This window comes from uncultured Aquincola sp. (assembly GCF_964001545.1).
Lineage (GTDB): Bacteria > Pseudomonadota > Gammaproteobacteria > Burkholderiales > Burkholderiaceae_C > Aquincola.
This window is the reverse complement of the sequence record NZ_CAXFDV010000586.1, coordinates 1-26,950: the sequence shown is the minus strand read 5'-3', so window position 1 is coordinate 26,950 and position 26,950 is coordinate 1. Positions and strand designations below refer to the sequence as shown.

Here is a 26,950-nt window from a genome sequence, read left to right as displayed (position 1 = left end):
GGTTGATCCAGTCGTCCATGTCGGCAGGTCTCCATCCGCTTGCGCCGATGCAGTGCCGACGCCTGCCGACAATGTACGAACTGGTTAGTTTTGGAACAGCGGGGATTACCCGGGGGGTGGCAGCGCATAGCCTGCGCTGCGCAGCTCCGTGGCCAGCAGCTGGGCCATCCACAGCTTGCGCTCGCGGCCCATGCGCGCGCGGATGGCGGCGATGCTGATCGCCGCATGGCCACCGCTCTTGAGCTCGAAGCTCATGCCCACGCCACCCACGCTCTCGTTCACCAGGCCGGTGGTGGACGAATAGCCCTGCTGCCGCGCCGTGGCCACCAGGCTGCGCAGGCGCACCAGGCTGAGGCCCGTGGGCATGAATTCGCTGCGGTGGCGCGCATGCAGGGCTTCGATTTCCGGGTCGGGCAGGCGCGAAGCCAACGTCACCCCGGCCGAACCCACGCCCAGCACCCGCATGCCGCCGATCTGCAGCACCAGCGCCTTGATGGGGTAGTCGCCTTCTTCGCAATGCAGGCAGTGGGCATAGTCGCCGTTGCGCACCACCAGGAACACGGTGTCGCCCGTCTGGCGGGCCAGCCGCTGCATCAGCGGCCGGCAGGCCTCGACGAGCGGCGCGCGCGTCATCGAGGCCAGGCCCAGCTGCATGGCCTGCAGCCCCAGCCGGTAGCGCTTGCGCGGATCGCGCTCCACGAAGCCCGACAGCGCCAGGCTGCTGGCCAGGCGGTAGGCGGTGGCGCGGTCCAGCCCGGCCTCGGCGGCCAGCGCGGTGACGGTGATGCCGGCCGGATGGTGCGCCGCCACCCGGCGCAGCAGGTCGAGCGCCCGGTCCACGGCCTGCGTGCCCTTGAGCGGCGAGGACTCGGGCGAGGCGCCTGGCGGGGGGGTACGCATATCAGCCTGCTCCTGGGGAAAACGACTAGAACGTTCACATCGTAAACGCCGGGCTTCGTCAGCGCGCCGGCCACCACGGGCCGGCGCTGAAATGCGCTCACGCAGGCAAGCCCCGCACACCTGGAGTACTCACGGCATGAACAAACGCTCCTTCCTCAGCGCCATGGCGCAGGCCGCGCTGGCCACCATCACCCTGGCCGCCGCGCCGCTGGCCACGGCCCAGGCCTGGCCCAGCAAGCCGGTGCGCCTGGTGGTGGGCTACACCGCGGGCGGTGCCTCCGACACGGTGGGCCGGCTCATCGCCACCGAGCTGCAGGCCATGAACGGCCAGCCCTTCGTGGTGGACAACAAGCCGGGTGTGGGCGGCATGCTGGGCATGCAGGCGGTGGCCAAGGCGCCGCCTGACGGCTACACCATCGGCGTGGCCGTCAGCGGCACGATGGTCACTGGCCCGCACCTGCAGAAGAACACACCCTACGACCCGCTGACGGCCTTCGCGCCGGTGGCCATGGTGGCCAAGGCGCCGATGGTGCTGCTGGCTTCGCCCGCGCTGCCCGAGCCCACGGTGGCCACCATCGTCAGGCAGGCGCGCGAACAGCCCGGCTCGATGATGTTCGCGTCGGGCGCGCAGGCCTTCGAGCTGGCGATGCAGCTCTTCAATGCCAAGGCCGGCGTCAAGCTGGGCTCGGTGCCTTACCCGGGTGGCGCGCAAGCTTCCATCGACGTCATGTCGGGCCGGGTACCGGTGATGGTGGACACCATCGGCGCCCAGCTGGCCAACGTCAGGGCCGGCAAGCTCAAGGCGGTGGCGGTGCTGGACAGCAAGCGCTCCAGGGTGCTGCCCGACGTGCCCACGGTGGCCGAAGCAGGCGTGCCGGGGTATGAGGCCGTGGGCTGGCTTGGCATCGTCGCACCCAAGGGCACGCCGCCCGAGATCGTGGCCAGGCTGAGCAGCCAGCTGGCCCAGGTGATGGCGATGCCGGCCATTGCCGACAAGCTCACCACGTTGGGCTTCGAGCCCGACCCCAGCACGCCGCAAGCCTTCGACCAGGCCATTCGCACCGAGCACGCCAAGTGGGGCGAGGTGGTGCGCCAAGCCGGCATCACGCCGCAATGAGCCCTGACCATTCGACACCTGCCCCCATGACGACGACTGCCACCACCGCTGCTGCCACGGACGACTGGATCGCCGAGCTGCAAGGCGCTTTGCCCGCCGCCAACCTGCCCACGCTGCTGATGGTGCTGCTGCACCTGACCGGCGACCGCCGATGGCTGTCGCCCCGCTACCAGTGCTCACGCATCCGCGGCATCGACGACAACGACTCGGGCGGCCTGCCCGACGACGTGCAGGCGGAGGTGCGCCATGCCGCGCTGCAGGCGCTGAGCGCGTGGAAGCGGGGCCGCCCGCCCGCTCTGCCCTCGCCCGACGCCGACACCCTGGTGGCCATGCTGCAAGCCGGCGTCGGCGAGCCCATACCACCCTCCTACGGGGCGATGATCGGCGCCGGCCTCGGGCTGGATGCCGACCTGCAGATCGACCAGCTGGGCCGCTTCCAGGTACCGGCCGGCTTCCAGGTGGTGGTGATCGGCGCCGGCGTGGCGGGCCTGTGCGCGGCCATCCGGCTGCAGGGCGCGGGCATCCCCTGCGTGGTGATCGAGAAGAACGCCGAGGTGGGCGGCACCTGGTGGGAAAACCGCTATCCGGGCGCCGGCGTGGACACGCCCAACCACATCTACTCGTACTCGTTCGCCAAGCAGGACTGGTCGCGCTACTTCGCGCTGCAGGGGGAGATCCAGGCCTACTTCGAGAGCGTGGCCGATCGCTTCGGTGTGCGGCGGCTGATCCGCTTCAACACCCGCGTGGCCTCGGCCCGCTTCGACGAAGCCACTGCCCGCTGGCAGGTGCGCACGGTGGACGAGGGCGGTCGCACGCACGACCTGTCGGCCGATGTCCTCATCAGCGCGGTGGGGCTGTTGAACGTGCCCAAGATGCCGGCCATTCCGGGGCTGGAGCACTTTGCGGGCCCCTGCTTTCACACCGCGCGCTGGCCGCAGGGGCTGGACCTGCGCGGCCAGCGGGTGGCAGTGATCGGCAACGGCGCCAGCGCGATGCAGGTGGTGCCGGCCATCGCCGACGAGGTGGCGCAGCTCACCGTGTTCCAGCGCTCCAGGCAGTGGGCCGCGCCGTTCGAGAAGTTCAAGCAGGAGGTGCCTGCCCCTGCCCGCTTCCTGCTGCGCGAGCTGCCCTACTACCAGGAGTGGTACCGCCAGCGGCTGGCCTATGTGTTCAACGACCGCATCCATGCGTCGCTGCAGATCGACCCGGCATGGCCGCACCCTGAACGCTCGATCAACCGCACCAACGACCGCCACCGCGCCCACTTCACCGACTACATCCGGCAGGAACTGGGCGAGCGGCAGGACCTGCTGCCCGAGGTGCTGCCCGACTACCCGCCCTTTGGCAAGCGCATGCTGATGGACAACGGCTGGTACCGCACGATGGCGCGGCCGCATGTGAAGCTGGTCACCGGGGGCATCCGCGCGGTGGAGGGGCCGCAGATCGTCAGCGACGATGGCAGCCGCCACACGGCCGACGTGCTCGTCGTGGCCACGGGCTTCGATGCCATCAACCTGCTGTCGTCCTTCCAGCTGCATGGCCGCGGCGGGCTGTCGGTGCGGCAGGCCTGGGACGCCCATGGCGCCGAAGCCTTCATGGGCGTGGCCATTCCGCGCTTTCCCAACTTCTTCATGCTGGCCGGGCCCAACACCGCGCTGGGCCACGGCGGCAGCGTGGTGGCGCTGCTGGAGACGCAGACCGCGTACATCCTGAACATCCTGCGGCAGGCGATGGCGCGCCAGCGCGGACAGCGCTTCTGCCTGGAAGTGCGCCAGGACAGCCACGACGCCTACAACCAGCGGGTGCAGGCCGCGCACGACCGCATGATCTGGACGCACAAGGGCATGAGCAACTGGTACCGCAATGCACAGGGCCGGGTGGTGGCCACCACCCCCTTCCGCAACGACGACTACTGGCACATGGCCCGGCGCGCCGACCTGGCCGACTACCGCGTGGAGCCCGTCGCCAGCGGCGCGCCGGCGGTGGTGGTGGAGGCGCTGCGGCCATGACGACGACACCACACGCGGCCGGGCCGCACCTGCTCAGCGGCGTGCGCATCCTGGACCTGGGCACCATGGTGGCCGGCCCGGTGGCCTGCACCTTGTTCGGCGACTTCGGTGCCGAAGTGATCAAGGTGGAAGTGCCCGAGCGGGGCGACACCGTGCGCGATCTGGGACCGTTCGTCGACGACGAATGCCTGTATTGGCAGGTGGAGGCGCGCAACAAGAAGTCGATCACGCTGGACCTGCGCCAGCCCGCGGGACAGGCGCTGCTGTACCAGCTGGTCAAGGAAGCCGATGCGGTGGTCGAGAACTTCCGCCCCGGCACGCTGGAACGCTGGAACTGCGGCTGGGAAGCACTGCGGCGCCACAACCCGCGGCTGGTGATGCTGCGCGTCTCGGGCTTCGGCCAGACCGGGCCGTACCGCGAGCGCGCCGGCTACGACCGCATCGGCCTGGCCTTCGGCGGGCTGATGGGCATCACCGGCTATGCCGACCGGCCGCCGGTGCGCAGCGGCACGTCCACCGCCGACTACCAGACGGCGCTGCTGGGCGCCTTCTCGCTGATGATGGCGCTGTATCACCGCGACACCACGGGCGGCGAAGGCCAGGAGATCGACCTGTCGATGTATGAATCGGTGATCCGCTTCACCGAGGTGCTGGTGCCTGAATACGACCGGCTGGGCGTGGTGCGCCAGCGCCGCGGCAACAAGCACTTTGCGGCGGCGCCGGGCGAGCACTTTCGCACCCACGACGGCCGCTACCTGATATTTACCTGCTCGGCCGATGCAGGCTTCCAGCGGCTGTGTGCGGTGATGGAGCGATCCGACCTGGCCGCCGATCCGAGGCTGCGCAGCCACACCGGCCGCTGGGAACATGTGGACGAACTCAACGCCGTCGTGGCTGACTGGATCGAGCGCGAGCCGGTGGAGTCCTTGTGCCGCAAGCTGGACGAGGCCAAGCTGGCCTACTCCTTCATCTACACCATCGACGAGATCATGCAGGACCCGCACTACGCCGCGCGCGAAAGCATCGCCACGGTGCAGCACCCCAGGATCGGCCCGGTGAAGATGGCCGGCGTGTTCCCGCGCTTCTCAGGCCGCGAGAACAAGCCCATCGAGCCCGCGCCCGACCTGGGTCAGCACAACGACGAGGTATACGGCGGCCTGCTGGGTCTGAGCAGCGAAGAGCGCCGCGCGCTGGCCGAGCGGGGCGTCATCTGATGGGCTGGCGGCCGGGCTCGCTGGCGGTGGTGCTGGGCGGCGGCGGCGTGGCCGGGATCGCCTGGACCACAGGCGTGATCGCCGGGCTGGCGCGTGCGGGCCTGCGGCTGGCCGATGCCGACCTGTTCGTGGGCACTTCGGCCGGCGCGGTGGCCGGTGCCCAGCTGGCCTGCGGCCAGGACGTGGAAGCGCTGCTGGCGCTGCAGCTCCACCCGCCGGCCGATTCGCCCGAGCAGTTCAGGCCCTACTCGCAGGCCGAGGCGGACCGCCTCAACCGCGCGCTGTTCGACAAGGTGGGCGGCGACCTGGGCGCCGCGCGCCGCCGCATCGGGGCTTTCGCGCTGCGCAGCGCCACGCCTTCGCTGGCACAGCGCCTGGCCATCGTGGCCGCGCGGCTGCCGCAGGCCGCCTGGCCCGCGCGGCCGCTGCGGGTCTCGGCGGTGAACGTGCACAGTGGCGAACGCCGGCTGTTCGACGAGGCCAGCGGCTGCAGCCTGGTGCAAGCGGTGGCTGCCAGCTGCGCCGTGCCCGGCACCTGGCCGGTGGTGCCCTTCGGCGGACGCCAGTGGATGGACGGCGGCATCGCCTCGATGACACACGCCGATGCGGCCGCCGGCCATGCCCGCGTGGTGGTGCTTTCACCCTTTGGCTACAGCGAAGGCAACCCGGTCAGCGGCCACCTGCGGGCCGAAGTGGCGGCGCTGTGCGCCGGTGGCAGCGCGGTGCAGGTCATCGTGCCCGACGCGGCCTCGCAGGCCGCGATGGGCGAGAACGTGCTGGACCCCGCGCGTCGCCCCGCCAGTGCGCAGGCGGGGCTGAAGCAGGGGCTCGCGATCAGTCGATCATCACCTTGGCGCTCTTGACGAGCTTGGCGTACTTCTCGGTATCGGCCTTGATCTGCTGGGCCATCTGCTCGGGCGTGTTGCCGATGGGCTCGGCGCCGATCTCGTGCATGCGCTGGCGGAACTCGGGCGCCTGGATCACCTTGACCATCTCGGTGCTGAGCCTGGCCACCACGTCCTTGGGCGTGCCCGCCGGCGCCAGCACGCCGAACCAGGTGCCGAGGTCGAATCCCTTCATGCCGGCTTCGTCCATCGTCGGCACGTCGGGCAGCGCGGTCGAGCGCTTGGCGGTGGTCACCGCCAGCGCCTTGAGCTTGCCGGCCTTGATGTGCGGCAGCACCGGCGTCACCGTGTCGAACGACATCTGCACCTGGCCGCCGATCAGGTCGGTGGTCAGCGGGCCGCTGCCCTTGTAGGGGATGTGCAGCAGCGTGATGCCGTTCATGTCGGCGAACTGGGTGCCGATCAGGTGCTGCGCCGTGCCGTTGCCGTTGGAGCCGTAGGTGAAAGGGTTGGCCGCGGCCTTGGCCAGTGCCACCAGCGACTTCACGTCGGTGGCCGGCGTGCTGGCACTGATCACCAGCACGTTGGGCACCAGGGCCACGGTGGTGATGGGCGCCAGGTCCTTCTGAAAGTCGTAGGGCAGCTTCTTGTAGACGCTGGTGGCGATGGTGTGGTGCACCGCGCCCATCAGCAGCGTGTAGCCGTCGGGCTTGGCCTTGGCCACGTAGTCGGCGCCCAGCGTGGCACCGGCGCCTGGCTTGCTCTCGACGATCACCGTCTGCCCCAGCGATTGCTGCAGCTTCTCGGCCAGCGCACGGGCCAGCACGTCGGTGGTACCCCCGGCCGGGAACGGCACCACCAGGGTGACGGGTTTGGTGGGCCAGGCCTGCGCGATGGCCGCAGGGGCGGCCGCCAGCGCTGCCGTGGCCAGCAGCACAGCAGTGAACTTCATGGTCTTGTCTCCGGGTTGTTCTGGTCGGTGCCGTGGCTCAGGCGGCCAGCCGGGCGCCGGCCGATGCGGCCACCGCGCGGCACACCGCCTCGGTCACCTGCACGGTGGTGGCCTGGCCGCCCAGGTCGCGGGTGTGCAGGCGCGTGTCGGCCGTCACCTGTTCGATGGCGGCCATCACGCGGGCAGCGGCTTCGTGCTCGCCCAGGTGCTCCAGCAGCATCACCACCGACCAGAAGGTGCCCACCGGATTGGCCAGGCCCTTGCCCATGATGTCGAAGGCCGAGCCGTGGATGGGCTCGAACATGCTGGGGTAGCGGCGCTGGGGGTCGATGTTGCCGGTGGGCGCGATGCCCAGGCTGCCGGCCAGCGCGGCGGCCAGGTCGCTCAGGATGTCGGCATGCAGGTTGGTGGCGACGATGGTGTCCAGCGTCGCCGGCCGGTTGACCATGCGGGCGGTGGCGGCGTCCACCAGTTCCTTGTCCCAGGTGACGTCCGGGAACTCCTTCGCGATCTGCAGCGCGATCTCGTCCCACATCACCATCGCATGGCGCTGTGCATTGCTCTTGGTGATGACGGTCAGCAGCTTGCGCGGCCGCGACTGGGCCAGCTTGAAGGCAAAGCGCATGATGCGTTCGACGCCCGCGCGGGTCATCATCGACACGTCGGTGGCGGCCTCGATCGGATGGCCCTGGTGCACCCGACCGCCCACGCCGGCGTATTCGCCTTCGGAGTTCTCGCGCACGATCACCCAGTTCAGGTCATCGGGGCCGCAGCGCTTGAGCGGCCCATCGATGCCCGGCAGGATGCGCGTAGGCCGCACGTTGGCGTACTGGTCGAAGCCCTGGCAGATCTTCAGCCGCAGGCCCCACAGCGTGATGTGGTCGGGGATGTGCGGATCGCCGGCCGAGCCGAAGAGGATGGCGTCCTTGTCGCGCAGCGCATCCAGGCCGTCGGCCGGCATCATCACGCCGTGCTGGCGGTGGTAGTCGCCACCCCAGTCGAAGTTCTCGAACTCGAAGCGGAAGCCGCTGCCGGCCTCGGCCAGCGCCTGCAGCACCTGCTGGCCGGCGGGCACCACTTCCTTGCCGATGCCGTCGCCGGGAATGGTGGCGATGCGATAGGTCTTCATCAGTCTTGTCTCCAAATCGGGATGAGTCACTCTAGGTGGCGCATCCCCGCGCGGCACATGCCAAAAGTTGAACCGTTGTTGACTTCAAGTTAACAGTGCGTCGGCTACGCCTGGCGGTCGATGCGCACCACGCGCATCGCATAGCCGACGGCGCCCATCTCCGAATCGCTGCGCTCGACCTGCAGCCGGCCGCTGACCCACACCGCGTCCATCGCGCGCAGGCCCTTGTGCCCCGGCTCGGCGCGGCACATCACGATCTGGTTGGACGGTGGCGGCGGCGAATGGATGCAGGCGCCGAAGTACGGCACCAGCAGGAACTCGCGCAGGCCCTGGTCGCTGGCTTCCAGCGGCACCACGTAGCCGGGCAGCCGCACGTCGGTGCCGGCCAGGGCCGCCACCACGGGTGCGTTGTCCCAGGCGGCGCGCAGCCTGGCCAGCGCTTCGCGGGCGCGGGGATCGGTGTCCTGCAGGCTCTCCAGTTCGGCCGGCAAGGTCTTCAAGCCCAGCGTCGGGTCCCAGCCGCGCGGCATCAGGGCCATCCAGCCGATGTCGCGGTAGGCGGTGGCAGCCGCGGCCAGCCGGGGGCCGGCCCCCAAGCCCATTGCCAGCCAGGCGCCGGACGCCATGCAGCGGCCCAGCCATTGGCGCCGGGCCAGGTGCGGCGTGTGCATGGCCACCTGCGGCTCAGGCGGCAGCGGCGCCGCGCCGTGCAGACGCCTGGCGGCGCCGCGCCACGCCCGCCACCAGCGCGCCACCGGCCAGCAGCAGGCCCCAGGTGGCCGGCTCGGGCACGGCCGAGACGTTCAAGGCCATGGCGCCCGCGCTGATGTCCGCGCCGGAGGAATCCAGCAGCGTCACGTTGGCCAGGCCGAAGGTGCCCACGCCCGGCGCGCTGCCGATGCTGGTGACGCTGAACGAAGCCAGCACGCCCGAGCCGTTGACGCCCGGCACACCCAGGCCGATGAGCGTGCCCAGCGTGAAGCTGACGGTGCCCGCGCTGTTGTCGACCATGCCACCCAGGAAGTCGGTGCTGCCGCCGGTGGACAGGAAGGCGCCCTCGCTCACGCCGCCGACCTGGAAGGCCGCCGGGTTGAAGGTGATGTCGAACTGGTAGCCATAGAGGTCGGCCACGTCGGTGGCCGCGACCTGCAGCGTGAAACTGCTGCCCAGCGCCACGCTGGACGGGCCGGTGATGGACAGCGTGGTCGCTGCGGTGGCAGGGGCAAGGGCGGCACACAGGGTCAGGCCGGCCAGCGCGGCGCGCAGGCCAGAAGCGGTGAAGTTCATGTCAACGGTCCTTGAAGCGGAAGAAGAAGGCCACTCAGCGGCAGGCGGTGCCCGGCACCATCAGGCGCGCGATGCCCGAGATGTCGCGGATATCGATCAGGCCGTTGCTGTCCAGGTCCAGCCGCTCCACGTAGCGGTCCTGCCCCCTGCGCGCGCCCACGGCCGACTTGGCTTGCGCCAGGTCGCTGCAGCCGCTGTGCACCGTGGCCTGGCGCTCGCTGCCCAGGTCCACCACGCCGGCACCGGTGGCACCGGCAAAACTGGCGGTGATGCGATCGACCCCCGGGCGCAGCGGGCCGAAGCGCGAGGCGCAGGTGGCCACGCCGCTGGCATCGGTGGTGGCGGTGCAGGCGGCGCCGCTGCCCTGCAGCGAGAAGGTCACCGTCTGGTTGGCCACCGGGCCCCAGCCGTTGCTCAGGCGTGCCGCGATGCGGTTGGGGCCGGGGCTGGCCGCCAGGAACTCCAGCGAACTGACGCGCCACACCGGCACCGAGGTGGTCGGGTCCTGCTTGGCCAGCCAGGCGGCCGTGCACTCGCGGCCGATGGCAAAGGCGCGCAGCAGCTTCTCGTTGCCGATGATGAACTGGCTGGGCGTCTTGCGGCCTTCGGCCTGGATCTTCTTGATCAGCGCCAGCGAGCCGTCCCAGTACACATGCGGGTTGGAGGCCGAGTCCACCTTCATGTCCTTGAGCAGCGCATAGGTGCGCTCCATCGAATCGAGGTAGCTGGCGATCGCCGGCACGCTGTTGGCCGACATCGACGAGCCGCCCGAGACGAAGAGCTTGACTTCCTTGCCGCCATCGCGCGCGCGGATGACGAAGCCGGTGGCGCCCGGCGTGTGGCCGGGCGTGGACAGCACCGTGACCGTGCGGCCGCCGGTGCTGATGTCGTAGGGCGTGAGCACCGATGAATCGAGCGTGATGGGCGCATACGCCTTGTTGGCCGCATCGGCCGAGCCGAGGTAGATGGTGGCGCCGGTGCTTTCCTTGATCTGCCCAGCGCCGCCGTCATGGTCGCCATGGCCGTGGGTGATCAGCGCGCTGTGCAGCGGCCCTGCGGTGCCCAGCCCCAGCGACTGCAGCGCCGGCAGGTTGAAGTTGCGCATCTCGGCGGCGTTGTTGCCGCCGTCGATCATCACGAAGCCGCTGCCGTTGCGCAGGATGTACTGGCCCACGTACTCGGTGCCGATGTACCAGACGTCGTCCATGATCTGCGTGAGCGGCACGCGGATGCTGTTCTTGGTGCGTTCGGCCAGCACGATCTGGTTGTTGTCGTCGGGCAGGTTGCAGTAGAAGGCGCGCCACGGATGCACCATGGTCGGGTCGCCCCCGGTGTTCAGGCGCGAGGCTTCCATGTGGCGGTCGAACTCGGTCTGCGGCTGCGCTGCGGCCACCGCCGCCGTGGTGGCCGCAGCGGCCAGCGCCAGCGGCCGAAGGGCCTTCGTCCATCGTGTCATTGCGTGTCTCCTGGGATGTTCTTCGAGGGGTCGCAACGACTGTAGGAGGCGCTTTGCCCCCTGGCGCGCAGCGCCGGTTAAGGCGTGATTGAGCGCAGGTTAAGGATCGCCCGGGCATTCCCTGAGCCTGCAGCCGGCCCTGCTGCCGTTAACCTGCAGTCAACAATGGAGACGCTATGGCCACCAGCATTCTTCCGGCCGACCTGGGCTTCTTCTCGGCGCTGGCCGCGGCCGGCAGCTTGAGCGCGGCCGCGCGCGAGCTGGGCGTGAGCACCGCGGCAGTGAGCAAGCACCTGGCGCAGATGGAGTCGCGCATCGGCGTGGCCCTGGTGGTGCGCACCACGCGCCGCATGAGCCTGACCCCCGAAGGCGAGCTGTACCTTGCGCATGCGCGCCGCATCCTGGGCGAGATCGACGGGCTGGAGCAGCTGCTGGGCGTGGCCAGCTCGACGCCCAAGGGGCTGCTGCGCGTCAATGCCACGCTGGGCTTCGGCCGCTCGCACGTCTCGCCGCTGATCTCCAAGTTCGTGCGCAAGCACCCGGGCGTGGAAGTGCAGCTGCAGCTGTCGGTCAACCCGCCGCCGCTGACGGAAGACAGCTACGACGTGTGCGTGCGTTTCGGCGAGCCGCCCGATTCACGCGTGGTGTCGCGCCGCATCGCGCCCAACCGCCGGGTGCTGTGTGCCTCGCCCGCCTACCTGGCGCGCCATGGCACGCCCAAGGTGCCGAACGACCTGGTGCGGCACAACTGCATCGGCATCCGTCAGGGCGAAGAAGCCTACGGCGTGTGGCGCCTGTCCAGCGGCCGCGGCCGGCATGCCACGGTGGAGTCGATCAAGACCCGCGGCGGCCTGACCACCAACGACGGCGAGATCGCGGTGAACTGGGCGCTGGACGGCCACGGCATCGTGATGCGGGCCGAGTGGGACGTGGGCCGCCACCTGCGCAGCGGCCGCCTGGTGCAGGTGCTGCCGCAATACGCCACGCCCGATGCCGACATCTATGCGGTGTATCCGCAGCGCCACCAGCTGGCTGCGCGGGTGCGCGCCTTCGTGGACTTCCTGGCGCAGTCGTTCGGCCAGCAGGCGCTGGCCCAGCGCGGCTGAACGAACCCGCGCCTAGAGCAGCCGGAACGCTGCGACCGCCACCAGCGTGGGCCCCAGCGCAGCCAGCAGCAGCCAGCCGGCGTTGATCGCGCCATCGGTGAAACCGCCGCGCAGGATGGAAAAGCCTGCGGGGTTGGGCGCGTTGGCGATCACCGTCAGGCCGCCACCGGTCACCGCGCCGGCCACCAGCGAGATCTTGAACTGCTCGCTCAGGCCCTCCACCAACGAGCCCAGGTAGGTGAGCGCGGCGTTGTCCGTCACCGCCGTGAGCAGCGTGGCGCCGTAGTACACCGCGCTCGGGCTCATCGACGTGAGCACCGGCTGCAGCCACCACTGCTGCTGCCCGCCCAGCACCACCAGCCCGGCCAGGAAGAAGGCCACCAGCAGCGCCTCGCGCAGGATCAGCGGATCGTGGTGGCGCGGGTAGGCGGCGCTGTAGCCGATGAAAAACAGCAGCAGCCCCAGGAACACCGCCGGGTGGTGCGAGAAGGTGACCACGCCCGCCAGGAACAGCGCGCACACCACCATGGCCGACACCGGCACCAGGCGGCGCACGTCGGTGTCACCATCGGCCGCATGGGCCAGGATCTGGCGGCCGAACAGCAGCGTGACGGCCGCCGCGTTGATGGTCACGGCCAGGGCCGAGCGCCAGCCGAAGTGGGTGAGCATGTAGACCATGTCCCAGTTCCACTTGGCGGCCACCATCAGCACCGGCGGCGCCGCGAAGGAGGTGAGCGTGCCGCCGATGGACACGTTGACGAACAGCACGCCGATGGTGGCGTACTTGACCCGCTGCGGGATGTCGGTCGCGAAGATGCGGTCGCGCAGCATCATCGCGGCCAGCGTCATGGCCGCCGGCTCGGTGATGAAGGAGCCCAGCAGCGGCAGCACCGACAGCGCCAGGAAGTAAATCGCCAGCCGCCGAGGCAGCGGCAGCAGCCGCGCCAGGCCCTGCACGCCCGCCATCGACAGCTGCAGGATCGGCCGGCTGCCGGCCACCACCATGATGGCGAAGACGAACAGCGGCTCGGTGAAGTTGCGGCTGTCCACGTACTCGGTGGCAAAGGCCTTGCCCTGGGTGGCGAACATGAACAGCACCAGCACCAGCGCCCAGAAGCCGAACACCACCTCCACCTCCCCCAGGAGGTGCAGGCTGCCCTCATGCCGCGGGTAGCGGTGCGCCAGGCGTTGGAACAGGGTGGTGGAGAAGGTGTGGATCAGCGCGATGAGAAAGAGCCCGGCGCCGACGAGCTGAACGGTGGTGGGAGACGTCATGCGGGGATTGTGCTTTGCGCTGTCACGCCTTCACGAACCGCACCACCATCTCGACGATGGCCTCGCGCCGGGCGGCGGTGGCGGCGGGGTCGTCGAAGTCGACCTTGAAGATCAGGCCGAAGGTGTGGCGGTTGGCCACGTTGAAGAAGCACGGGGCCGCGATGGCCATGTGCAGCGACACGGGATCGATGCCGGGGCGGAACACGCCCTCCTGCACGCCGCGGTCGTAGATCTCGGCCACCGCGTCGATGGCGGGCACGTTCAGCTGCTGGATGGTCTTGCTCTGCGCCAGGAACTCGCCCCGGTGCATGTTCTCGTTCATCACCAGGCGGATGAAGTCGGGGTTCTCCGACTGGTAGTCGAAGGTGAAGGCCACCAGCTTGCGCAGCGCGGCCTCGGGGACCAGGTCTTCCAGCTGCAGGCCCGCCTCGATGCGGCGGATGCGGCTGTAGGCCGCCTCCAGCACGGCCAGGTACAGGCCTTCCTTGCTGCCGAAGTAGTAGTAAATCATGCGCTTGCTGGTGCGCATGGCCTCGGCGATGTCGTCGATGCGGGCGCCCGCGAGCCCCTTCTCCGAGAACTCGTGGGTCGCCACCTCGATGATGTCCGCCATCGTGCGGCCGGGGTCGTTGGTGCGCGGCACGCTGGCTGGCGCAGCCGCCTTCTTCCGGGGCGACGCAGTGGTTCGGCGCGCGGAATGTACCGTTTCGTCCATTTGGCGAGCGTAACCGAAGCCCGCCGGGACGTAGAGGTCAGGCGGCCAGTGCGGCCGGTGGCAGGCCTTGCCGGTCGCGCTCGGCCATGCGCTCGTACAGCGCCTCCAGGTCGCGCGCGAAACGTTCGCCGCTGAAGAGCGCAAAGCCCTCACGCCCGGCGTCCAGGTGCTGGCGCATGGCCTGCAGCGCCTCGCGGTCGCGCATCAGCGCGATGGCGGTCTGCTCGTACTGCTCGAGCGTGGTGCAGGCCAGCTCGGGCAGGCCCACGCTGTGCAGCAGGCTGCCGGCCACGCGGGAGGCAAAGCTGTCGCCCATCAGCGTGAGCACCGGCACCCCCATCCACAGCGCATCGCTGGCGGTGGTATGGGCGCTGCAGGGCCAGTTGTCCAGCATGAAGTCCACCAGCGGCAGGCGGGCCAGATGCTCGTCGTTGCCCACGCGCGGCGCAAAGCGGATGCGGCCCGGCTCCAGCCCGCGGGCCTCGGCTTCGCGCTCGATGTTCTTCATCGCCTGGTGGTTGTCGGCCAGCATCCACAGCAGGCTGCCCGGCACCGCGTGCAGGATGCGGGCCCAGGCGTCGAAGGTCTCGGGCGTCAGCTTGAAGCTCTGGTTGAAGTTGCCCAGGATGATCTTGTCTTCCGGCAGGCCCCACTGCATGCGACGGTGCGGCTCGGGCCGCTGACGCCGGCTGTCGTTGGGCTGGTAGCAGCCGGGCAGCTGGGCGATGTGCTCGCTGTAGTGGGCGGCATGTTCCAGCGGCGTGACCTGCGGGTCGCCGATGATGTAGTCGATGTAATCTGCGCCGCAGGTGCCCGGAAAGCCCAGCCACGCCACCTGGATGGGCGCGGGCCGGTACGCGAACACGCCCAGCCGGTTCTCGAAGGTCTGGCCCTTCAGGTCCACCAGCACGTCGATCTCGTCGGCATGGATGCGCTGGGCCATCTCGGCCAGCGACATGCCGTTCATGTCCACGAAGTGCTCGCAGGCGCTGCGGATGCGGTGCTGCACCGGCGTGTTGTCGTCGCGGCTGTGCGAATACAGCGTGACCTCGAAGCGCGAGGTGTCGCGCTTTTCCAGCGCTTCGACCATCAGCAGCGTGGTGGCGTGGCTGTAGAAATCGGACGACACATAACCGATGCGCAGGCGCCGGCTGCCCGCCGCGGCCACGCGCCGGCGCGGCAGCGGCTTGACGCCGAGGGCGCAGCGCTGGGCCACCTGCTGCGCCGCCTTGAGAAACAGCGGCGGCGGCACGTCCAGCGCGGTCAGCGCCCACACGGCGCCTTCGCCCTTGGTGCTCAACGGGTCGACCTCGATCTCCTGCAGCGTCTTGACCAGCTGCGACTGGTCCTGCGCGTACTGGCGCCAGGCGCAGGCGTACTGGCGCAGGTGCAGCACCATCACCTGGGCGGCAAAGCGCCCGGGCTCCAGCGTCACGGCGGTCAAAAAGCTTTCGGCCGCTTCCTCGAACAGCTTCATCTCCTTGAGCGACAGGCCCAGCTTCATGTGGATGGCCGGGTCGCGGATGCACAGCACCATCGCTTCCAGGTAGATGGGAATGGCTTCTTCGTGCCGGCGCAGCTCGGCCAGCGTGGTGGCGTGGTTGCTGACGAACTGGTAGTGCTCGCGCGCTTCGCCGGTGGCATGGGCCTCGAACAGGGTCAGCGCCTCGGCGAACCGGTTCTGGCGCATCAATGCGGTGGTGAGCTGGTGCACCGCCTTCAGGTTGCCGGGCTCCAGCGCATGGGCACGCTGGGCGGCTTCGGCCATGCCGGCGATGTCGCCCAGGTGGTGGCGGGCGGCGCCCAGCGCCAGCCACTGTTCCACACCGAAGCGCGGGTGCCGGGTCATGCCGGCCAGGGCGGATTCGGCCCGCTGCCAGTTCTCCAGCGCGTCTGCGCCGGCGGGCACGTCGGTGCGGGGCACCGGGCGGGCGACAGGGGCGGTGCGGCGGCGGGCGTGGCGAGCAAGCATGGCGGGCGGTCCATCTCTTCAATATGAGTCGCCAAGGCTACCGACCCCCCGCAAATCGGTTACCACAAACAGCAGCGTGCTTGCAGGCTATTTACAACTCTTCTTCACGCCGGGGCTTAAGTCCGCGGAAGCGGGGTCCGATAAGGCTTCCATCAGCGCTTGACAAGGGTGCTGAGAGACCCGGAAGCCCTCCCGGGCAGTCGCCAAACAACAAGCAGGCGTGGCTCGGGAGGACTTGGCGGGAACCGCCTGGCCTTCGGCCGCTGTCCAGCAGACAACTGTTGGATATCGGCAGGCAGCCGGCACGGCTGATGGAGGTCTCCTCCGCCAGACGAGGCAAATCCGGCGCCAGCGCCGGGATCTCATCATCATTAGGAGTGTGTCCCCATGGCCATGACCATCAACACCAACGTCACTTCCCTGACGGCGCAGCGCAACCTGAACGCTTCGCAAAGCACCCTCACCACCGCGATGCAGCGCCTGTCCTCGGGCACCCGCGTCAACAGCGCCAAGGACGATGCCGCCGGCCTGGCGATCGCCGAGCGCATGAACGCGCAGACCCGCGGCCTGAGCGTCGCCGCCCGCAATGCCAACGACGGCATCTCGCTGGCGCAGACCGCTGAAGGCGCGCTGGGCAAGGTGGGCGACATGCTGCAACGCATGCGTGAACTGGCGGTGCAGTCGGCCAACGCCACCAACAGCGACACCGACCGCTCGGCCCTGCAATCGGAAGTGGTGCAGCTGCGCGATGAAATCGACCGCGTCGCCAAGAACACCAGCTTCAACGGCAAGAAGCTGCTGGACGGCTCCTTCGCCGCCGGCAACTTCCAGGTCGGCGCCAACTCGGGCCAGGTGATCTCGATCGCCGCGATCACCGACTCGTCGGCCACCGGCCTGTCGAAGGTGGTGTACGGCTCGTCCAGCGCCACCGGCATCTCGGCCAGCTCGGTCACCACGCTGACCGAGATCACCGACGGCTCGCTGGCGGTGGCCGTCAGCGGCGTCGCCTACTCGCTGGGCAACCTGTCGACCGCCCGCACCGGCGAAGAGCGCCTGGGCCAGGTGGTGGAAGCCATCAACCGCCTGACCTCGGACACCGGCGTGACCGCCTTCCTGAAGAAGGAATCGACCGGCACCTACACCGTCAACCTGCGTTCGGACAAGCTCGACACCACCGGCGCTGCCGTGGGCATCAGCCTGAACGGCTTCAGCACCGCCACCACCGGCATCTCGTCGGCCAGCATCTCCGCCGGCTCGGGCACCTCCATCGCCGGCATCGACAAGCTGTCGATCGGCACCTCGGAAGACGCCTGGCTGGCCATGAAGCAGATCGACGATGCGCTGACCCAGATCAACGGCGCGCGCGCCGGCCTGGGTGCGGTGCAAAGCCGGTTCGAGAACGCGGTGTCCAACATCCAGACGCAAGCCGAGAACACCGCGGCTGCCCGCGGCCGCATCGTGGACGCCGACTTCGCCTCGGAAACCGCCAACCTGTCGAAGGCGCAGATCCTGCAGCAGGCCGGCACCGCGATGGTCGCCCAGGCCAACCAGCTGCCCCAGCAGGTGCTGCAGCTGCTGCGCTGATCCGCAGCCGCCTGGCGGCAGGCCCATCGGGGCCGCCGCCCTGCCCCTTCCAACGCCCCGCAGGCTTCGCGCCGCGGGGCGTTTTCCGTTCGAAACTGGGGCGCCTTTGTGTAGCTCTTCGCGGTTTTGTCCCGCTCGCGGCGATTGAACAATGGGCACGTCCCACGGTGATCGCGGCGGAGTCCAGCCGGCATCCATCCCTGGGCCGCCTTACTGGAGAGCCTGATGCCGCAGACCATCAACACCAACATCGCTTCGCTGAATGCCCAGCGCAATCTGAACGCTTCGCAAAGCAGCCTGCAGACGTCGATGCAACGGCTGTCGTCGGGCGTGCGTGTCAACAGCGCCAAGGACGATGCCGCGGGCCTCGCCATCGCCGAGCGCATGAACACCCAGGTGCGCGGCCTCAGCGTGGCGGCCCGCAACGCCAACGACGGCATCTCGATGGCGCAGACGGCCGAAGGGGCGCTGGGCAAGATCGGCGACATGCTGCAGCGGATGCGCGAACTGGCGGTGCAGTCGTCCAACGCCAGCAACAGCACGCAGGACCGCAGCGCGCTGCAGGCCGAAGTGGGCCAGCTGCGCGACGAAATCGACCGCGTGGCCAAGCAGACCGGCTTCAACGGCACCAAGCTGCTGGACGGCAGCTTCTCGGCGGCCACCTTCCAGGTAGGGGCCAACTCGGGTGAAGTGATCACCGTCGCGGCGCTGACCAATGCCTCGGCCACCGGCCTGTCCAAGGTGGTGTACGGCTCCACCAGCCAGGTGGGCGTATCGACCTCGGGCATCACCACCTTGTCCGCGGTCACCGACGGCTCGCTGGCGGTGACGGTGAGCGGTGTGGCCTTCTCGCTGGCCAACCTGGCCACCGCCCGCACCGGCGAAGAGCGCCTGGGCCAGGTGGTGGAAGCCATCAACCGCCTGACCTCGGACACCGGCCTGACCGCCTTCCTCAAGCAGAGCGCGCCCGGCGTGTTCGACGTGGAACTGCGCTCGGACAAGCTGGACACCAGCGGCGCCGCCGTCGCCACGTCGTTGACGGGTTTTTCCACCGCCATCACCGGCATCTCGGGCGCGGGCATTTCCGCCGGCACCGCCACGTCCACCGCCGGCATCGACGCCCTGACCATCGCCACGCCCGAAGACGCCTGGCTGGCCATGAAGCAGATCGACGATGCGCTGGTGCAGATCAACGGTGCCCGCGCCACGCTGGGCGCGGTGCAAAGCCGGTTCGAGAGCGCCGTCTCCAACATCATGACGCAGGGCGAGAACACCTCGGCCGCGCGCGGCCGGATCATGGACGCCGACTTCGCGGCCGAGACGGCCAACCTCTCGCGCGCGCAGATCCTGCAGCAGGCCGGCACGGCGATGGTGGCGCAGGCCAACCAGCTGCCGCAGCAGGTGCTCAAGCTGCTGCAAGGTTGACGAAGCCTTACATCCCCAGGGTCAAGTCGGCATGGGGATGACCGAATAACGACGGGCCGGCCTGAGTGCCGGCCGCGCGCCGTTGGCAGGCACACATCAGCAAGGGGAACAACATGGCATCGGTCACCTCCATCGGCATAGGCAGCGGCCTCAAGGTCGATGACATCATCACCGGCCTGATGAAGATCGAAAGCCGGCCGGTCACCCAGCTGGAGTCGCGTGCCGCCGACATCAACGCCAAGATCTCGGCCTACGGCTCGCTGACCTCGGCGATGGAAGACTTCCGCTCGGCCTCGGTCACGCTGGCCGGCCTGGGCACCTTCAATTCGATGAACGGCAGCAGCACCAATGCCAATGCGGTGGCGGTGAGCACCGCCACCGGGGCCAGCGCGGGCAGCTATGCGGTGGAAGTGCAGCAGCTGGCCACCGCCCAGTCGGTGTCCAGCAAGCCGTACACCGCCGCCACCTCGCCGGTGGGCAGCGGCACGCTGAACATCGACATCGGCAGCTGGAATGCCGGCAACACCAACTTCACGCCCAACAGCGGCGGCAAGACCTTGAGCGTGGAGGTGACCGCGGCCGACACGCTGAGCACGCTGCGCGACAAGATCAACGGGCTGGGGGCCGGGGTCAATGCCTCCATCCTCAACGACGCCAGCGGCGCGCGGCTGGTGATCAACTCCCGCGAGACCGGCACCACCAACGGCTTTCGCATCACCGCCACCGACGGCGACGGCACCAACACCGACAACCTGGGCCTCTCGGCCCTGGCCTTCGACCCGCCCAATGCCGCCTCGGCCACCACGCTGCGGCAGTCGGGCGGCGATGCGCAGGCCAAGGTCAACGGCCTGCCCGTCACCTCGGCCAGCAACACCCTGGCCAACGTGGTGGAAGGCGTGACGCTGACGCTGGGCGCCACCACCACCAGCCCGGTGAGCGTGGCCGTGAGCCCCGACACCGAGAAGGTGAAGAAGGCGCTGACCGACTTCACCAAGGCCTACAACACGCTGACCACGCTGCTGTCCAAGCAGACCAAGTACGACGACGCCACCAAGACCGCCGGCATGCTGCAGGGTGACAGCACGGCCGTCTCGCTGCAGCGGCAGCTGCGCAACCTGGTGGGTGCCAGCTCGCCGGCCTCGTCGGTGTACCAGACGCTGTCGTCGGTGGGCGTGAGCCTGCAGGCCGATGGCACGCTGTCGGTGGACGACGCCAAGTTCAGCAAGGCCCTGACGGCCAACCTGGGCGAGGTGCGCAAGCTGTTCACCGCCACCGACCTGACCAACAACAGCCGCAGCGGCATCGGCACCCAGCTGCGCAAGTTCAGCGATTCGGTGCTGAGCGTGGAAGGCTCCCTGACCAGCCGCACCGAGGCGCTGAACAAGAGCCTGACCCGCAACGAGACCGAGACCAAGAAGGCCCAGGACCGCGTGGACGACGTCGAGAAGCGGCTGCGCGCGCAGTACTCGGCGCTGGACACCAAGATGTCCAACCTGAACTCGCTGAACACCTACATCAGCAACCAGATCGCGGCCTGGAACAAGGCCTGACGCGGGGCGCGCCAAAGACCCGAAGTAGGCACTTATTACGGCCGCCCGCAGGTTCAAGTCACTCGCCGCCCAGGCCGATAACAGCTCATCGCAGCAGCAACGTCCAACCGCATCATGTACGCACCGCACGCCGCTTCGCCCTTCGGTCACGCCCACTCCATCGCCAACATGTACCGCGCCGTCGGCGTGAACACGAGCGTGGAAGCCGCCGATCCGCACCGGCTGGTGGCGATGCTGTTCGACGGCTTCATGGACGCCATCGCCCAGGCGCGTGGTGCGCTGCTGGCCGGCGACATCGAACGCAAGGGCCGCGAGATCAGCCGCGCCGCGCGCATCGTGGAAGAGGGCCTCAAAGGCGGCCTCAACCTCGAAGCCGGTGGTGGCCTGGCCGCGGACCTCAACGACCTTTATGCCTACGTCACGCTGCGGCTGACGCAGGCCAACCTTCGCAACGACGAACAGGCGCTTCAAGAATGCCGCCGCCTGATCGAGCCCCTGCGTGACGCCTGGGCGGCGATCGCACCGCAGGCCACCACCGCGGCTTCGACTGCCCGATGACCCTCCCTCTCTGCGATCGGCGGCACGCCGCACTCACCATGAACGACAAGCTGCTCGCCTACTACGAAGCCATCGAGCGAGCCAGCGCCGACATGCTCGAAGCAGCGCGGGCCGGCAACTGGGACCAGGTGCTCAAGCTCGAAGGCGCCTGCGTGCTGCTGATCTCGCAGCTCAAGCACGCGGCCCGCAGCGAGAAGCTGCCGCCCGAATCGATGCAGCTCAAGACCCGCATCATGCAGCGCATCCTGGTCAACGACGCGGAGATCCGCGTGCTGGCCGAGCCCTGGATCGAAGACCTGGACCACCTGATGTCCGGTCAGTCGCAGACGCTGCATTGAAGCCCGAGCGCGCCATGTCGTCCGCCCTGACGCCCGATACCCAGCCCGCGCCGCTTGATGCCCTGAGCGGCGACGAGCGCGACAGCTTCCGCGTCAGCGCGCCCGAGCAGGTGGCCGCGCTGCTGCGCGAGCTGATGGACGAAGGCGCCACCGTGCACCTGAGTGCCCCCGACGGCAGCGCGTACACCACCACCGTGTGGACCGTGGACACGGCCGCCGGCAAGATCAGCTTCAGCGCCAACGCCACCGACCCGCAGCTGCAGGCGCTGGTGGACGCCGGCGAAGCCACCGTGGTGGGCTACCTCGACAATGTGAAGCTGCAGTTCGACCTGCAGCAACTGCTGCTGGTGCATGGCCACCGCGCCTGCGCGCTGCAGGCGCTGATGCCCACCGAGCTGTTCCGCTTCCAGCGCCGCAACAGCTACCGCGTGCGGCCGGTGGCGCGCAACACGCCGTCGGCCCATTTGCGCCACCCCAGCCTGCCCGACATGCAGCTGTCGCTGCGGGTGCTGGACGTCAGCCTGACCGGCTGCGCCATCTTCCTGCCCGACGACGTGCCGCCGCTGCCCCCGGGCGTGCGGCTGCAGGGCGCGCGCATCGAGCTGGATGCACACACCCGCTTCGAAGCCACGCTGCAGCTGCACCACGTGACCTCGCTCAACCCGCAAAGCGGCGGCCTGCGCCTGGGCTGCTCGCTCAGCGGCCTGAACGGCGAAGCCCAGCGCGCGCTGCAGCGCTACATCGACCAGACCCAGAAGCGCCGGCGCCTGCTTGCGCTCGACTGAAAGGCCGGCCCATGCGTGCGCGCGGCTTCAGCTTCATCGAGCTGCTGCTGGTCGTGGCCATCGTGGCCCTGCTTGCCGCGCTGGGCATGCCTTCTTATGCCGACCTGAGCGCCCGCCAGCGGCTGGCGGCGGCCTCCGAGCAACTGGCCGCCGACCTGCAGCAGGCGCGCTTCGACGCGGTGCAGGCCGGCCGCGACGTGCACGTGAGCCTGCGCGGCGGCACCCAGTGGTGCTATGCGGTGAGCATGGCCCCGGGCTGCGATTGCCAGCAACCCGCCGCCCCCACCCTGCCCGCCTGCGCCCTGCGCCGCAACGACGCCGCCGCGCACCCCGACGTGCAGCTGGCCACCGACCGCCAGCAGGCGGTGTTCGATGCCCGCATGGGCCGCGCCGCGCCCGGCGTCGTGGCCCGGCTGAGCGTGGGCGAGCGTAGCGCCGAGGTGCAGCTGACCGCTTCGGGCCGCGCCCGCGCCTGCGGTCTGGGCGCCGACCTGCCCGGCCTGCCCCGCTGCTGAAACAGGCTCGCGCGGCGGCGCTGCCGGCGCGGCCGTGCTACAACCGCGGGTTGTCAAGCTGACCACGCCCCACCGGGCCCTACTCCCATGCCTGCGCTGCAGATCTACTACGTCGAGGACAACGAGGAGTTGCGCGAGACCATCGGGCTGCTGCTCGAGGCCGACGACCGTGTCGTCACGTCGTTCGCCACCGCGGAAGCGGCGCTGGCCGCCTTCGAAAAGCAGGCCTGCGACGTCGTCATCACCGATGTGAGCCTGCCCACGATGTCGGGCGTGGACCTCGCCCGCGCCGTGCTGGCGCAAAAGCCGGGCACCTGGGTGGTGCTGTCTTCCGGCTACGCCCTGACCCGCGGACTGGAAACGCTGGGCGACACCGTGCGCTCGCTGCCCAAGCCCTTCGAGGTGGAAGAGATGGACTCGCTGCTGGCCGAGATCGCGGCCGCGGTCGCGGCGCACCGCACCTGACGGCGCAAGACCCCTCGGCATTTCAGCCGGCACGGCCAACCCCCTTGGGGGGCTGGTGAATATCGATCATCTATTGGCCTGATCGTGTAGCTAAGCTGCCAATGGCATCGAATGACACGTCAAGGAGCTGAAGATGATGCGCAAATGGGTGGGGGCGGTGGCCCTGGGAGCATGGTTGGCCTGCGGCGGCAACGCCTGCAGCGCCAAAACGAACGCAGCAGACGCGCCGGCCGAAGCGGCCGAAGCGGCCGAAGACCTGACGCGGCATGGAGATTTCGCGCAGCTGCCCTGGCAGCGCGGCCCGGCCTCCGGGCGGGTGGGCGACAAGGCGCAGCTCGGCATCCCGAAGGCCGCAAGCCTCCTGCCGGAGGCCAATGGCGCCAAGTTCCTGGAACTCACGGGCAACTTGCCGGAGTCCGGGCAAACCGTGCTAGTGAAAGACAACTGGTGGGCGACGTTCGCGTTCGTCGAATCAGGCTACATCAAGGACGACGAGAAGCTTGACGCGGATGCCCTGCTGAAGCGCCTGCGCGACGGTGACCGCGCGTCCAACGAAGAACGCCGCAAGCTCGGCATCGACGAGCTCTTCACCGACGGTTGGGCCGTGCCGCCCCACTACGACCAGGCATCCAAGCAACTGGAATGGGGTGTGCGGCTGCATTCGTCGAGCAGCCCCAGACCGGTGGTGAACTACACCATGCGCATACTGGGGCGACATGGCTATGAGAGCGTGACCCTCGTCACCGACGAGGAAACGCTGGACCACGACGTGCAGGAACTGCGCGGCATGCTGGCCTCAAGCTTCCGCTTCAATGCGGGCGAGCGCTACGACGAGTTCAAGCCGGGCGACCACATCGCCGAGTTCGGGCTGGGCGCGCTGGTGCTGGGCGGCGCCGCTGCCGCGGCCGTCAAGGGGGGTTGGTTCAAGGGCTTGTTGGCCGCCCTGGCGGCAGGCTGGAAGTTGGCCGCAGCGGCGGTCGTGGCCCTGTTCGCAGGCATTCGCAAGCTCTTCAGCCGCAAGGCCGGTTGAGCGCTGGTCAAGACCTCGCGTGAACGTTCCCCATCCTGAGCAGTGGCTGGTGGCGCTGCTGCTTGCGTTTTACCTGAAGGACTGCCTGCTGTTGCTGCGCCCCGACGAGGCCGTTTTGCGGCGGGGCCTGCGCGGGCGTTGGCAGGCCGGCTTCGGGCTGCGGGACTGGACGCTGCGTGGCCGCGAACCCTATATGTGCCACCCGCTGCGGCCCTTCGAACCGGTATGGCGCGTGCCCTGGCTGAGCGACCCGGTGGCCGCAGCAGCCCCTTGCCAGGTGCAGGTGCCCGCCGTGTTGGCGGCGCTGCGCCCCTGGGTGGCTGGCATCTGGCTGTCGCTGTTTGTGCTGCTGCCGGTTTGCCTGTTCATGCAGGCCCCGCTGGTGCTTACCTCGGCGGTGCTGACGCTGATTTACCTGCAGATCGGCGCGGCCCTGGCGATCACCTGGCGGGCGCGGGCGCGACTGGAGCTGGACGGTCCACGATTCGCAACGCTGGCGGCCGAGGTGCTGGCCTGCCCGCCTTATGCCGCCAACCTGCTGCGCAAGCTGTCGCTGAGCCTGGCACACCGCGACGACCTGTCGGGCGCCATCGCACGCTGGATGGACGAGGCCGGGCAGTCCAAGGTGCGCACGCAATGCCGCGCCCGGCTGGCGGCGCATATCGCGCAGTTCGATGCCGAAGATCCGCAGGTGGCGGCGCTGACCCGCCTGCGGCGCCACTTCGGCGCAGACGACTGAGCCGGCATGGCAGCCGACGATCTCGGCCACCGAGAGCATGTGGGTCTTTCGTTCAAGCCCGCTCAGCACGCCCAAAAAACTCTCACGCTCTGACGGCCTGGCGACCGCCGCGCCGCGCAGTCAGGGCTTGCCCACGGTCACCCAGCGCCATTCCAGCCAGTTGTCGGCGCGGTGGGTCACTTCCACGCCGGGGCGGGCCGCCCACGGAATCATCTGCCAGTGCAACGGGATGTGGCGCACCTGCTCGTTGTGGCGCAGGAAGGTCTGGCGGATCAGCTGCTTGCGCTTGGCCGGGTCCTGTTCCTTGCTGGAGGCCGCGGCCAGCGCGTCCAGCTCGTCGTCCTTGTAGTTGCCCCGGTTGTACTCGCCCACGCCCTTGGCGCCGCGGTTGCGGTAGATGGGCGTGAAGGTGGTCTCGGGGTCGGTGATGGAGCCGCCCCAGCCAAACAGGTACATCGAGGTGTCGAGCTTTTCCACCTTGTTGAAAAACAGCGACTTGGTCTGCGCATTCACCCGCACCTTGACGCCGATGCGCGCCCACTGCGAAGCCAGCGTGATCGCGATGCGCTCGTCGTTGATGTAGCGGTCGTTGGGCGTGTCGAAGGTGATCTCGAAGCCGTCGGGGTAACCGGCCTCGGCCATCAGCTTCCTGGCCAGCTCCAGGTCGTAGGGCAGGCGGCGCTGCACGTCGGGGTCGCCCTGGGTGCCCAGCGGTGAAGTGACCAGCGCGCCGGTGGGCACGGCCTGGCCGTTCATCAGCTTGGTCTTGATGGTCTCGATGTCGATGGCGTGGTACAGCGCCTTGCGCACCCGCAGGTCCTTCAGCGGGTTCTTGCCCTTGACGTTGCTGTAGAGCAGCTCGTCGCGGCCCTGGTCCATGCCGATGAAGATGATGCGGTTCTCGGGCCCGTCGATGATCTTGACGCCCGGCGTGCGGCGCAGCCGTTCCACGTCGGTGGGGGGCGGGTCGAGCATGAAGTCGAGTTCGCCCGAGATCAGCGCCGCGGTGCGGGTGGCACCGCTGGCGATGGGCGTGTACACCACGTCCTGCACGTTGCCTTCGATGCGGCCCCAGTAGTTGGGGTTGCGCTTGTACACCGTCTTCACGCCCGGGGCGCGGCTGACCAGCATGAAGGGCCCGGTGCCGTTGGCGTTGCGGGCGGCGTAGTGCTCTTCCTTGGCGGCAAAGTTCTGCGTGACGGTGGCATTGTTCTGCTCCGCCCAGCCCTTGCTCATGATGTAGACGGTGTTGAGCTTTTGCAGAAAGATGGGCTCGAACTGCGGCGTGGTGAACTCCACCGTCAGCTCGTCGATCTTGCGCACCGTGCCCAGCGCATTGGCATACACCGCGATCTGCGAGGTGGGCTGCTTGGCCCGCTCCACCGAGAACACCACGTCGTCGGCGGTGAAGGGCCGGCCGTCATGGAACTTCACGTTGGGCCGCAGCTTGAAGACCCACTTCATCGGGCCGTCCTGCTTCCACTCGGTGGCCAGCTGCGGCACGATCTCCAGCTGCTTGTCGCGCGCCACCAGGAACTCATACACCTGGCCGTTGATGCTGTTGGTCAGCAGCTCGTTCTGCGCATAAGGGTCCAGCGTCAGCGGGTCGCCGGCGGCGGCCCAGCGCAGGGTTTGCGCCTGCGCCGGTGCGAGCAAGGCCAGCGCCAGGCCCGCCGCGGCCACGAACAAGGCCGGGCCGCGCCGGCGAAAGGGACTCAACGACATCGTCAGGCTCCTTGAGTTGGGAAGGCGCCTGGAGTCTAGGGCCGCGTGCGTCTTCCCGTAACACGAAGCGTGCATGCGCTTGCGCACCGGGCGCATCAGCGCCGCCACGGGAGCGGGTTCAGCGTTTCGGTTGAGGCGAACTGCGCAGCCGGCCGTACTGGCGGCTCAGCTCATGCAGCGCCTGGCCATGCTCGGGCCGCACCTGCTGCCACTCGAAGCGCCAGGCCCACGAGCCATCGCCCACGCCCGGCACGTTCAT

General features: G+C 69.1%; 25 protein-coding genes. 15 read left to right on the top strand and 10 right to left on the bottom strand.

Translation table 11 applies throughout. From position 1 onward, the window contains the following. Window positions 1-105: 105 nt before the first annotated feature. Window positions 106-900: an IclR family transcriptional regulator gene (locus ABNT58_RS20285; protein WP_348755228.1), complete on the bottom strand. Its 795-nt coding sequence runs from the start codon at window positions 898-900 to the stop codon at window positions 106-108. Between the two features lie 136 nt (window positions 901-1,036). Between ABNT58_RS20285 and ABNT58_RS20280 the strand changes: the two genes are divergently transcribed. Genes ABNT58_RS20280 through ABNT58_RS20265 form a run of 4 tightly spaced genes read left to right on the top strand, consistent with a single transcriptional unit; the run spans window position 1,037 to window position 6,103 of the window. Then, window positions 1,037-2,017, top strand: coding sequence for a tripartite tricarboxylate transporter substrate binding protein (locus ABNT58_RS20280; RefSeq protein ID WP_348755227.1), 981 nt, complete (start codon window positions 1,037-1,039; stop codon window positions 2,015-2,017). A gap of 26 nt (window positions 2,018-2,043) precedes the next feature. Then, a complete protein-coding gene (locus tag ABNT58_RS20275; RefSeq protein WP_348755226.1) occupies window positions 2,044-4,026 on the top strand; it encodes an NAD(P)/FAD-dependent oxidoreductase in 1,983 nt (660 codons plus the stop codon). After that, window positions 4,023-5,240: a CaiB/BaiF CoA-transferase family protein gene (locus tag ABNT58_RS20270; protein WP_348755225.1), complete on the top strand. Its 1,218-nt coding sequence runs from the start codon at window positions 4,023-4,025 to the stop codon at window positions 5,238-5,240. The genes ABNT58_RS20275 and ABNT58_RS20270 overlap by 4 nt, the downstream gene beginning before the upstream one ends. Further along, entirely contained in the window at window positions 5,240-6,103 is an 864-nt protein-coding gene (locus tag ABNT58_RS20265; RefSeq protein WP_348755224.1) for a patatin-like phospholipase family protein, read from the top strand. Before ABNT58_RS20270 ends, ABNT58_RS20265 begins: the two co-directional genes overlap by 1 nt. On the opposite strand, the gene ABNT58_RS20260 is transcribed toward ABNT58_RS20265, so the two are convergent. From ABNT58_RS20260 to ABNT58_RS20240, 5 genes are all read right to left on the bottom strand, one after another. Further along, window positions 6,075-7,037, bottom strand: coding sequence for a tripartite tricarboxylate transporter substrate binding protein (locus ABNT58_RS20260; protein WP_348755223.1), 963 nt, complete (start codon window positions 7,035-7,037; stop codon window positions 6,075-6,077). The genes ABNT58_RS20265 and ABNT58_RS20260 overlap by 29 nt on opposite strands. A 37-nt stretch (window positions 7,038-7,074) precedes the next feature. Continuing rightward, the gene (locus ABNT58_RS20255) at window positions 7,075-8,166 is read right to left on the bottom strand and encodes a tartrate dehydrogenase (protein ID WP_348755222.1); all 1,092 of its coding nucleotides are present in this window, start codon (window positions 8,164-8,166) and stop codon (window positions 7,075-7,077) included. A gap of 104 nt (window positions 8,167-8,270) precedes the next feature. Further along, complete coding sequence (locus tag ABNT58_RS20250) at window positions 8,271-8,837, bottom strand: DUF3299 domain-containing protein (protein ID WP_348755221.1); 567 nt, start codon at window positions 8,835-8,837, stop codon at window positions 8,271-8,273. Window positions 8,838-8,850: 13 nt separating this feature from the next. Then, window positions 8,851-9,453 (bottom strand): cohesin domain-containing protein, encoded by a 603-nt coding sequence (locus ABNT58_RS20245; RefSeq protein ID WP_348755220.1) that lies wholly within the window; start codon window positions 9,451-9,453, stop codon window positions 8,851-8,853. A gap of 34 nt (window positions 9,454-9,487) precedes the next feature. Continuing rightward, a complete protein-coding gene (locus ABNT58_RS20240; RefSeq protein WP_348755219.1) occupies window positions 9,488-10,909 on the bottom strand; it encodes an MBL fold metallo-hydrolase in 1,422 nt (473 codons plus the stop codon). A gap of 176 nt (window positions 10,910-11,085) precedes the next feature. On the opposite strand from ABNT58_RS20240, the gene ABNT58_RS20235 reads away from it, so the two are divergent. After that, the gene (locus ABNT58_RS20235; protein ID WP_348755218.1) at window positions 11,086-12,015 is read left to right on the top strand and encodes a LysR substrate-binding domain-containing protein; all 930 of its coding nucleotides are present in this window, start codon (window positions 11,086-11,088) and stop codon (window positions 12,013-12,015) included. A gap of 12 nt (window positions 12,016-12,027) precedes the next feature. Here ABNT58_RS20235 and ABNT58_RS20230 read toward each other — a convergent pair whose 3' ends face one another. The 3 genes from ABNT58_RS20230 to ABNT58_RS20220 all read right to left on the bottom strand — a co-directional run bounded on the left by ABNT58_RS20230 (window position 12,028) and on the right by ABNT58_RS20220 (window position 15,977). Then, complete coding sequence (locus ABNT58_RS20230) at window positions 12,028-13,290, bottom strand: putative Na+/H+ antiporter (RefSeq protein WP_348755217.1); 1,263 nt, start codon at window positions 13,288-13,290, stop codon at window positions 12,028-12,030. A gap of 22 nt (window positions 13,291-13,312) precedes the next feature. Further along, entirely contained in the window at window positions 13,313-13,903 is a 591-nt protein-coding gene (locus ABNT58_RS20225) for a TetR/AcrR family transcriptional regulator (protein ID WP_348755216.1), read from the bottom strand. 139 nt (window positions 13,904-14,042) lie between these two features. Next, complete coding sequence (locus ABNT58_RS20220) at window positions 14,043-15,977, bottom strand: hypothetical protein (RefSeq protein ID WP_348755215.1); 1,935 nt, start codon at window positions 15,975-15,977, stop codon at window positions 14,043-14,045. Between the two features lie 387 nt (window positions 15,978-16,364). Between ABNT58_RS20220 and ABNT58_RS20215 the strand changes: the two genes are divergently transcribed. The 10 genes from ABNT58_RS20215 (at window position 16,365) to ABNT58_RS20170 (ending at window position 24,966) form a co-directional block, all read left to right on the top strand. Further along, window positions 16,365-17,561, top strand: coding sequence for a flagellin (locus ABNT58_RS20215; protein ID WP_348755214.1), 1,197 nt, complete (start codon window positions 16,365-16,367; stop codon window positions 17,559-17,561). Window positions 17,562-17,786: 225 nt separating this feature from the next. Continuing rightward, window positions 17,787-18,986: a flagellin gene (locus tag ABNT58_RS20210; protein WP_348755213.1), complete on the top strand. Its 1,200-nt coding sequence runs from the start codon at window positions 17,787-17,789 to the stop codon at window positions 18,984-18,986. Between the two features lie 113 nt (window positions 18,987-19,099). Beyond that, window positions 19,100-20,536 carry a flagellar filament capping protein FliD gene (fliD, locus tag ABNT58_RS20205; protein WP_348755212.1) on the top strand — a complete coding sequence of 479 codons (1,437 nt, stop codon included), beginning with the start codon at window positions 19,100-19,102 and terminating at the stop codon, window positions 20,534-20,536. A 114-nt stretch (window positions 20,537-20,650) separates the two neighbouring features. Further along, window positions 20,651-21,094: a flagellar export chaperone FliS gene (fliS, locus tag ABNT58_RS20200; RefSeq protein ID WP_348755211.1), complete on the top strand. Its 444-nt coding sequence runs from the start codon at window positions 20,651-20,653 to the stop codon at window positions 21,092-21,094. Between the two features lie 38 nt (window positions 21,095-21,132). Beyond that, window positions 21,133-21,432 carry a flagellar protein FliT gene (locus ABNT58_RS20195; RefSeq protein ID WP_250196239.1) on the top strand — a complete coding sequence of 100 codons (300 nt, stop codon included), beginning with the start codon at window positions 21,133-21,135 and terminating at the stop codon, window positions 21,430-21,432. Window positions 21,433-21,446: 14 nt separating this feature from the next. Next, the gene (locus tag ABNT58_RS20190; RefSeq protein WP_348755210.1) at window positions 21,447-22,217 is read left to right on the top strand and encodes a flagellar regulator YcgR PilZN domain-containing protein; all 771 of its coding nucleotides are present in this window, start codon (window positions 21,447-21,449) and stop codon (window positions 22,215-22,217) included. 11 nt (window positions 22,218-22,228) lie between these two features. Beyond that, on the top strand, window positions 22,229-22,732 hold the full coding sequence (locus ABNT58_RS20185) for a GspH/FimT family pseudopilin (protein WP_348755209.1): 504 nt from the start codon (window positions 22,229-22,231) through the stop codon (window positions 22,730-22,732). A gap of 87 nt (window positions 22,733-22,819) precedes the next feature. Beyond that, complete coding sequence (locus tag ABNT58_RS20180) at window positions 22,820-23,197, top strand: response regulator (protein WP_348755208.1); 378 nt, start codon at window positions 22,820-22,822, stop codon at window positions 23,195-23,197. Window positions 23,198-23,330: 133 nt separating this feature from the next. Continuing rightward, window positions 23,331-24,227: a DUF2167 domain-containing protein gene (locus ABNT58_RS20175; RefSeq protein WP_348755207.1), complete on the top strand. Its 897-nt coding sequence runs from the start codon at window positions 23,331-23,333 to the stop codon at window positions 24,225-24,227. 19 nt (window positions 24,228-24,246) lie between these two features. Beyond that, window positions 24,247-24,966 (top strand): hypothetical protein, encoded by a 720-nt coding sequence (locus ABNT58_RS20170; protein WP_348755206.1) that lies wholly within the window; start codon window positions 24,247-24,249, stop codon window positions 24,964-24,966. Window positions 24,967-25,086: 120 nt separating this feature from the next. On the opposite strand, the gene ABNT58_RS20165 is transcribed toward ABNT58_RS20170, so the two are convergent. Further along, window positions 25,087-26,691 carry an ABC transporter substrate-binding protein gene (locus tag ABNT58_RS20165; protein ID WP_348755205.1) on the bottom strand — a complete coding sequence of 535 codons (1,605 nt, stop codon included), beginning with the start codon at window positions 26,689-26,691 and terminating at the stop codon, window positions 25,087-25,089. Between the last annotated feature and the right edge of the window lie 259 nt (window positions 26,692-26,950).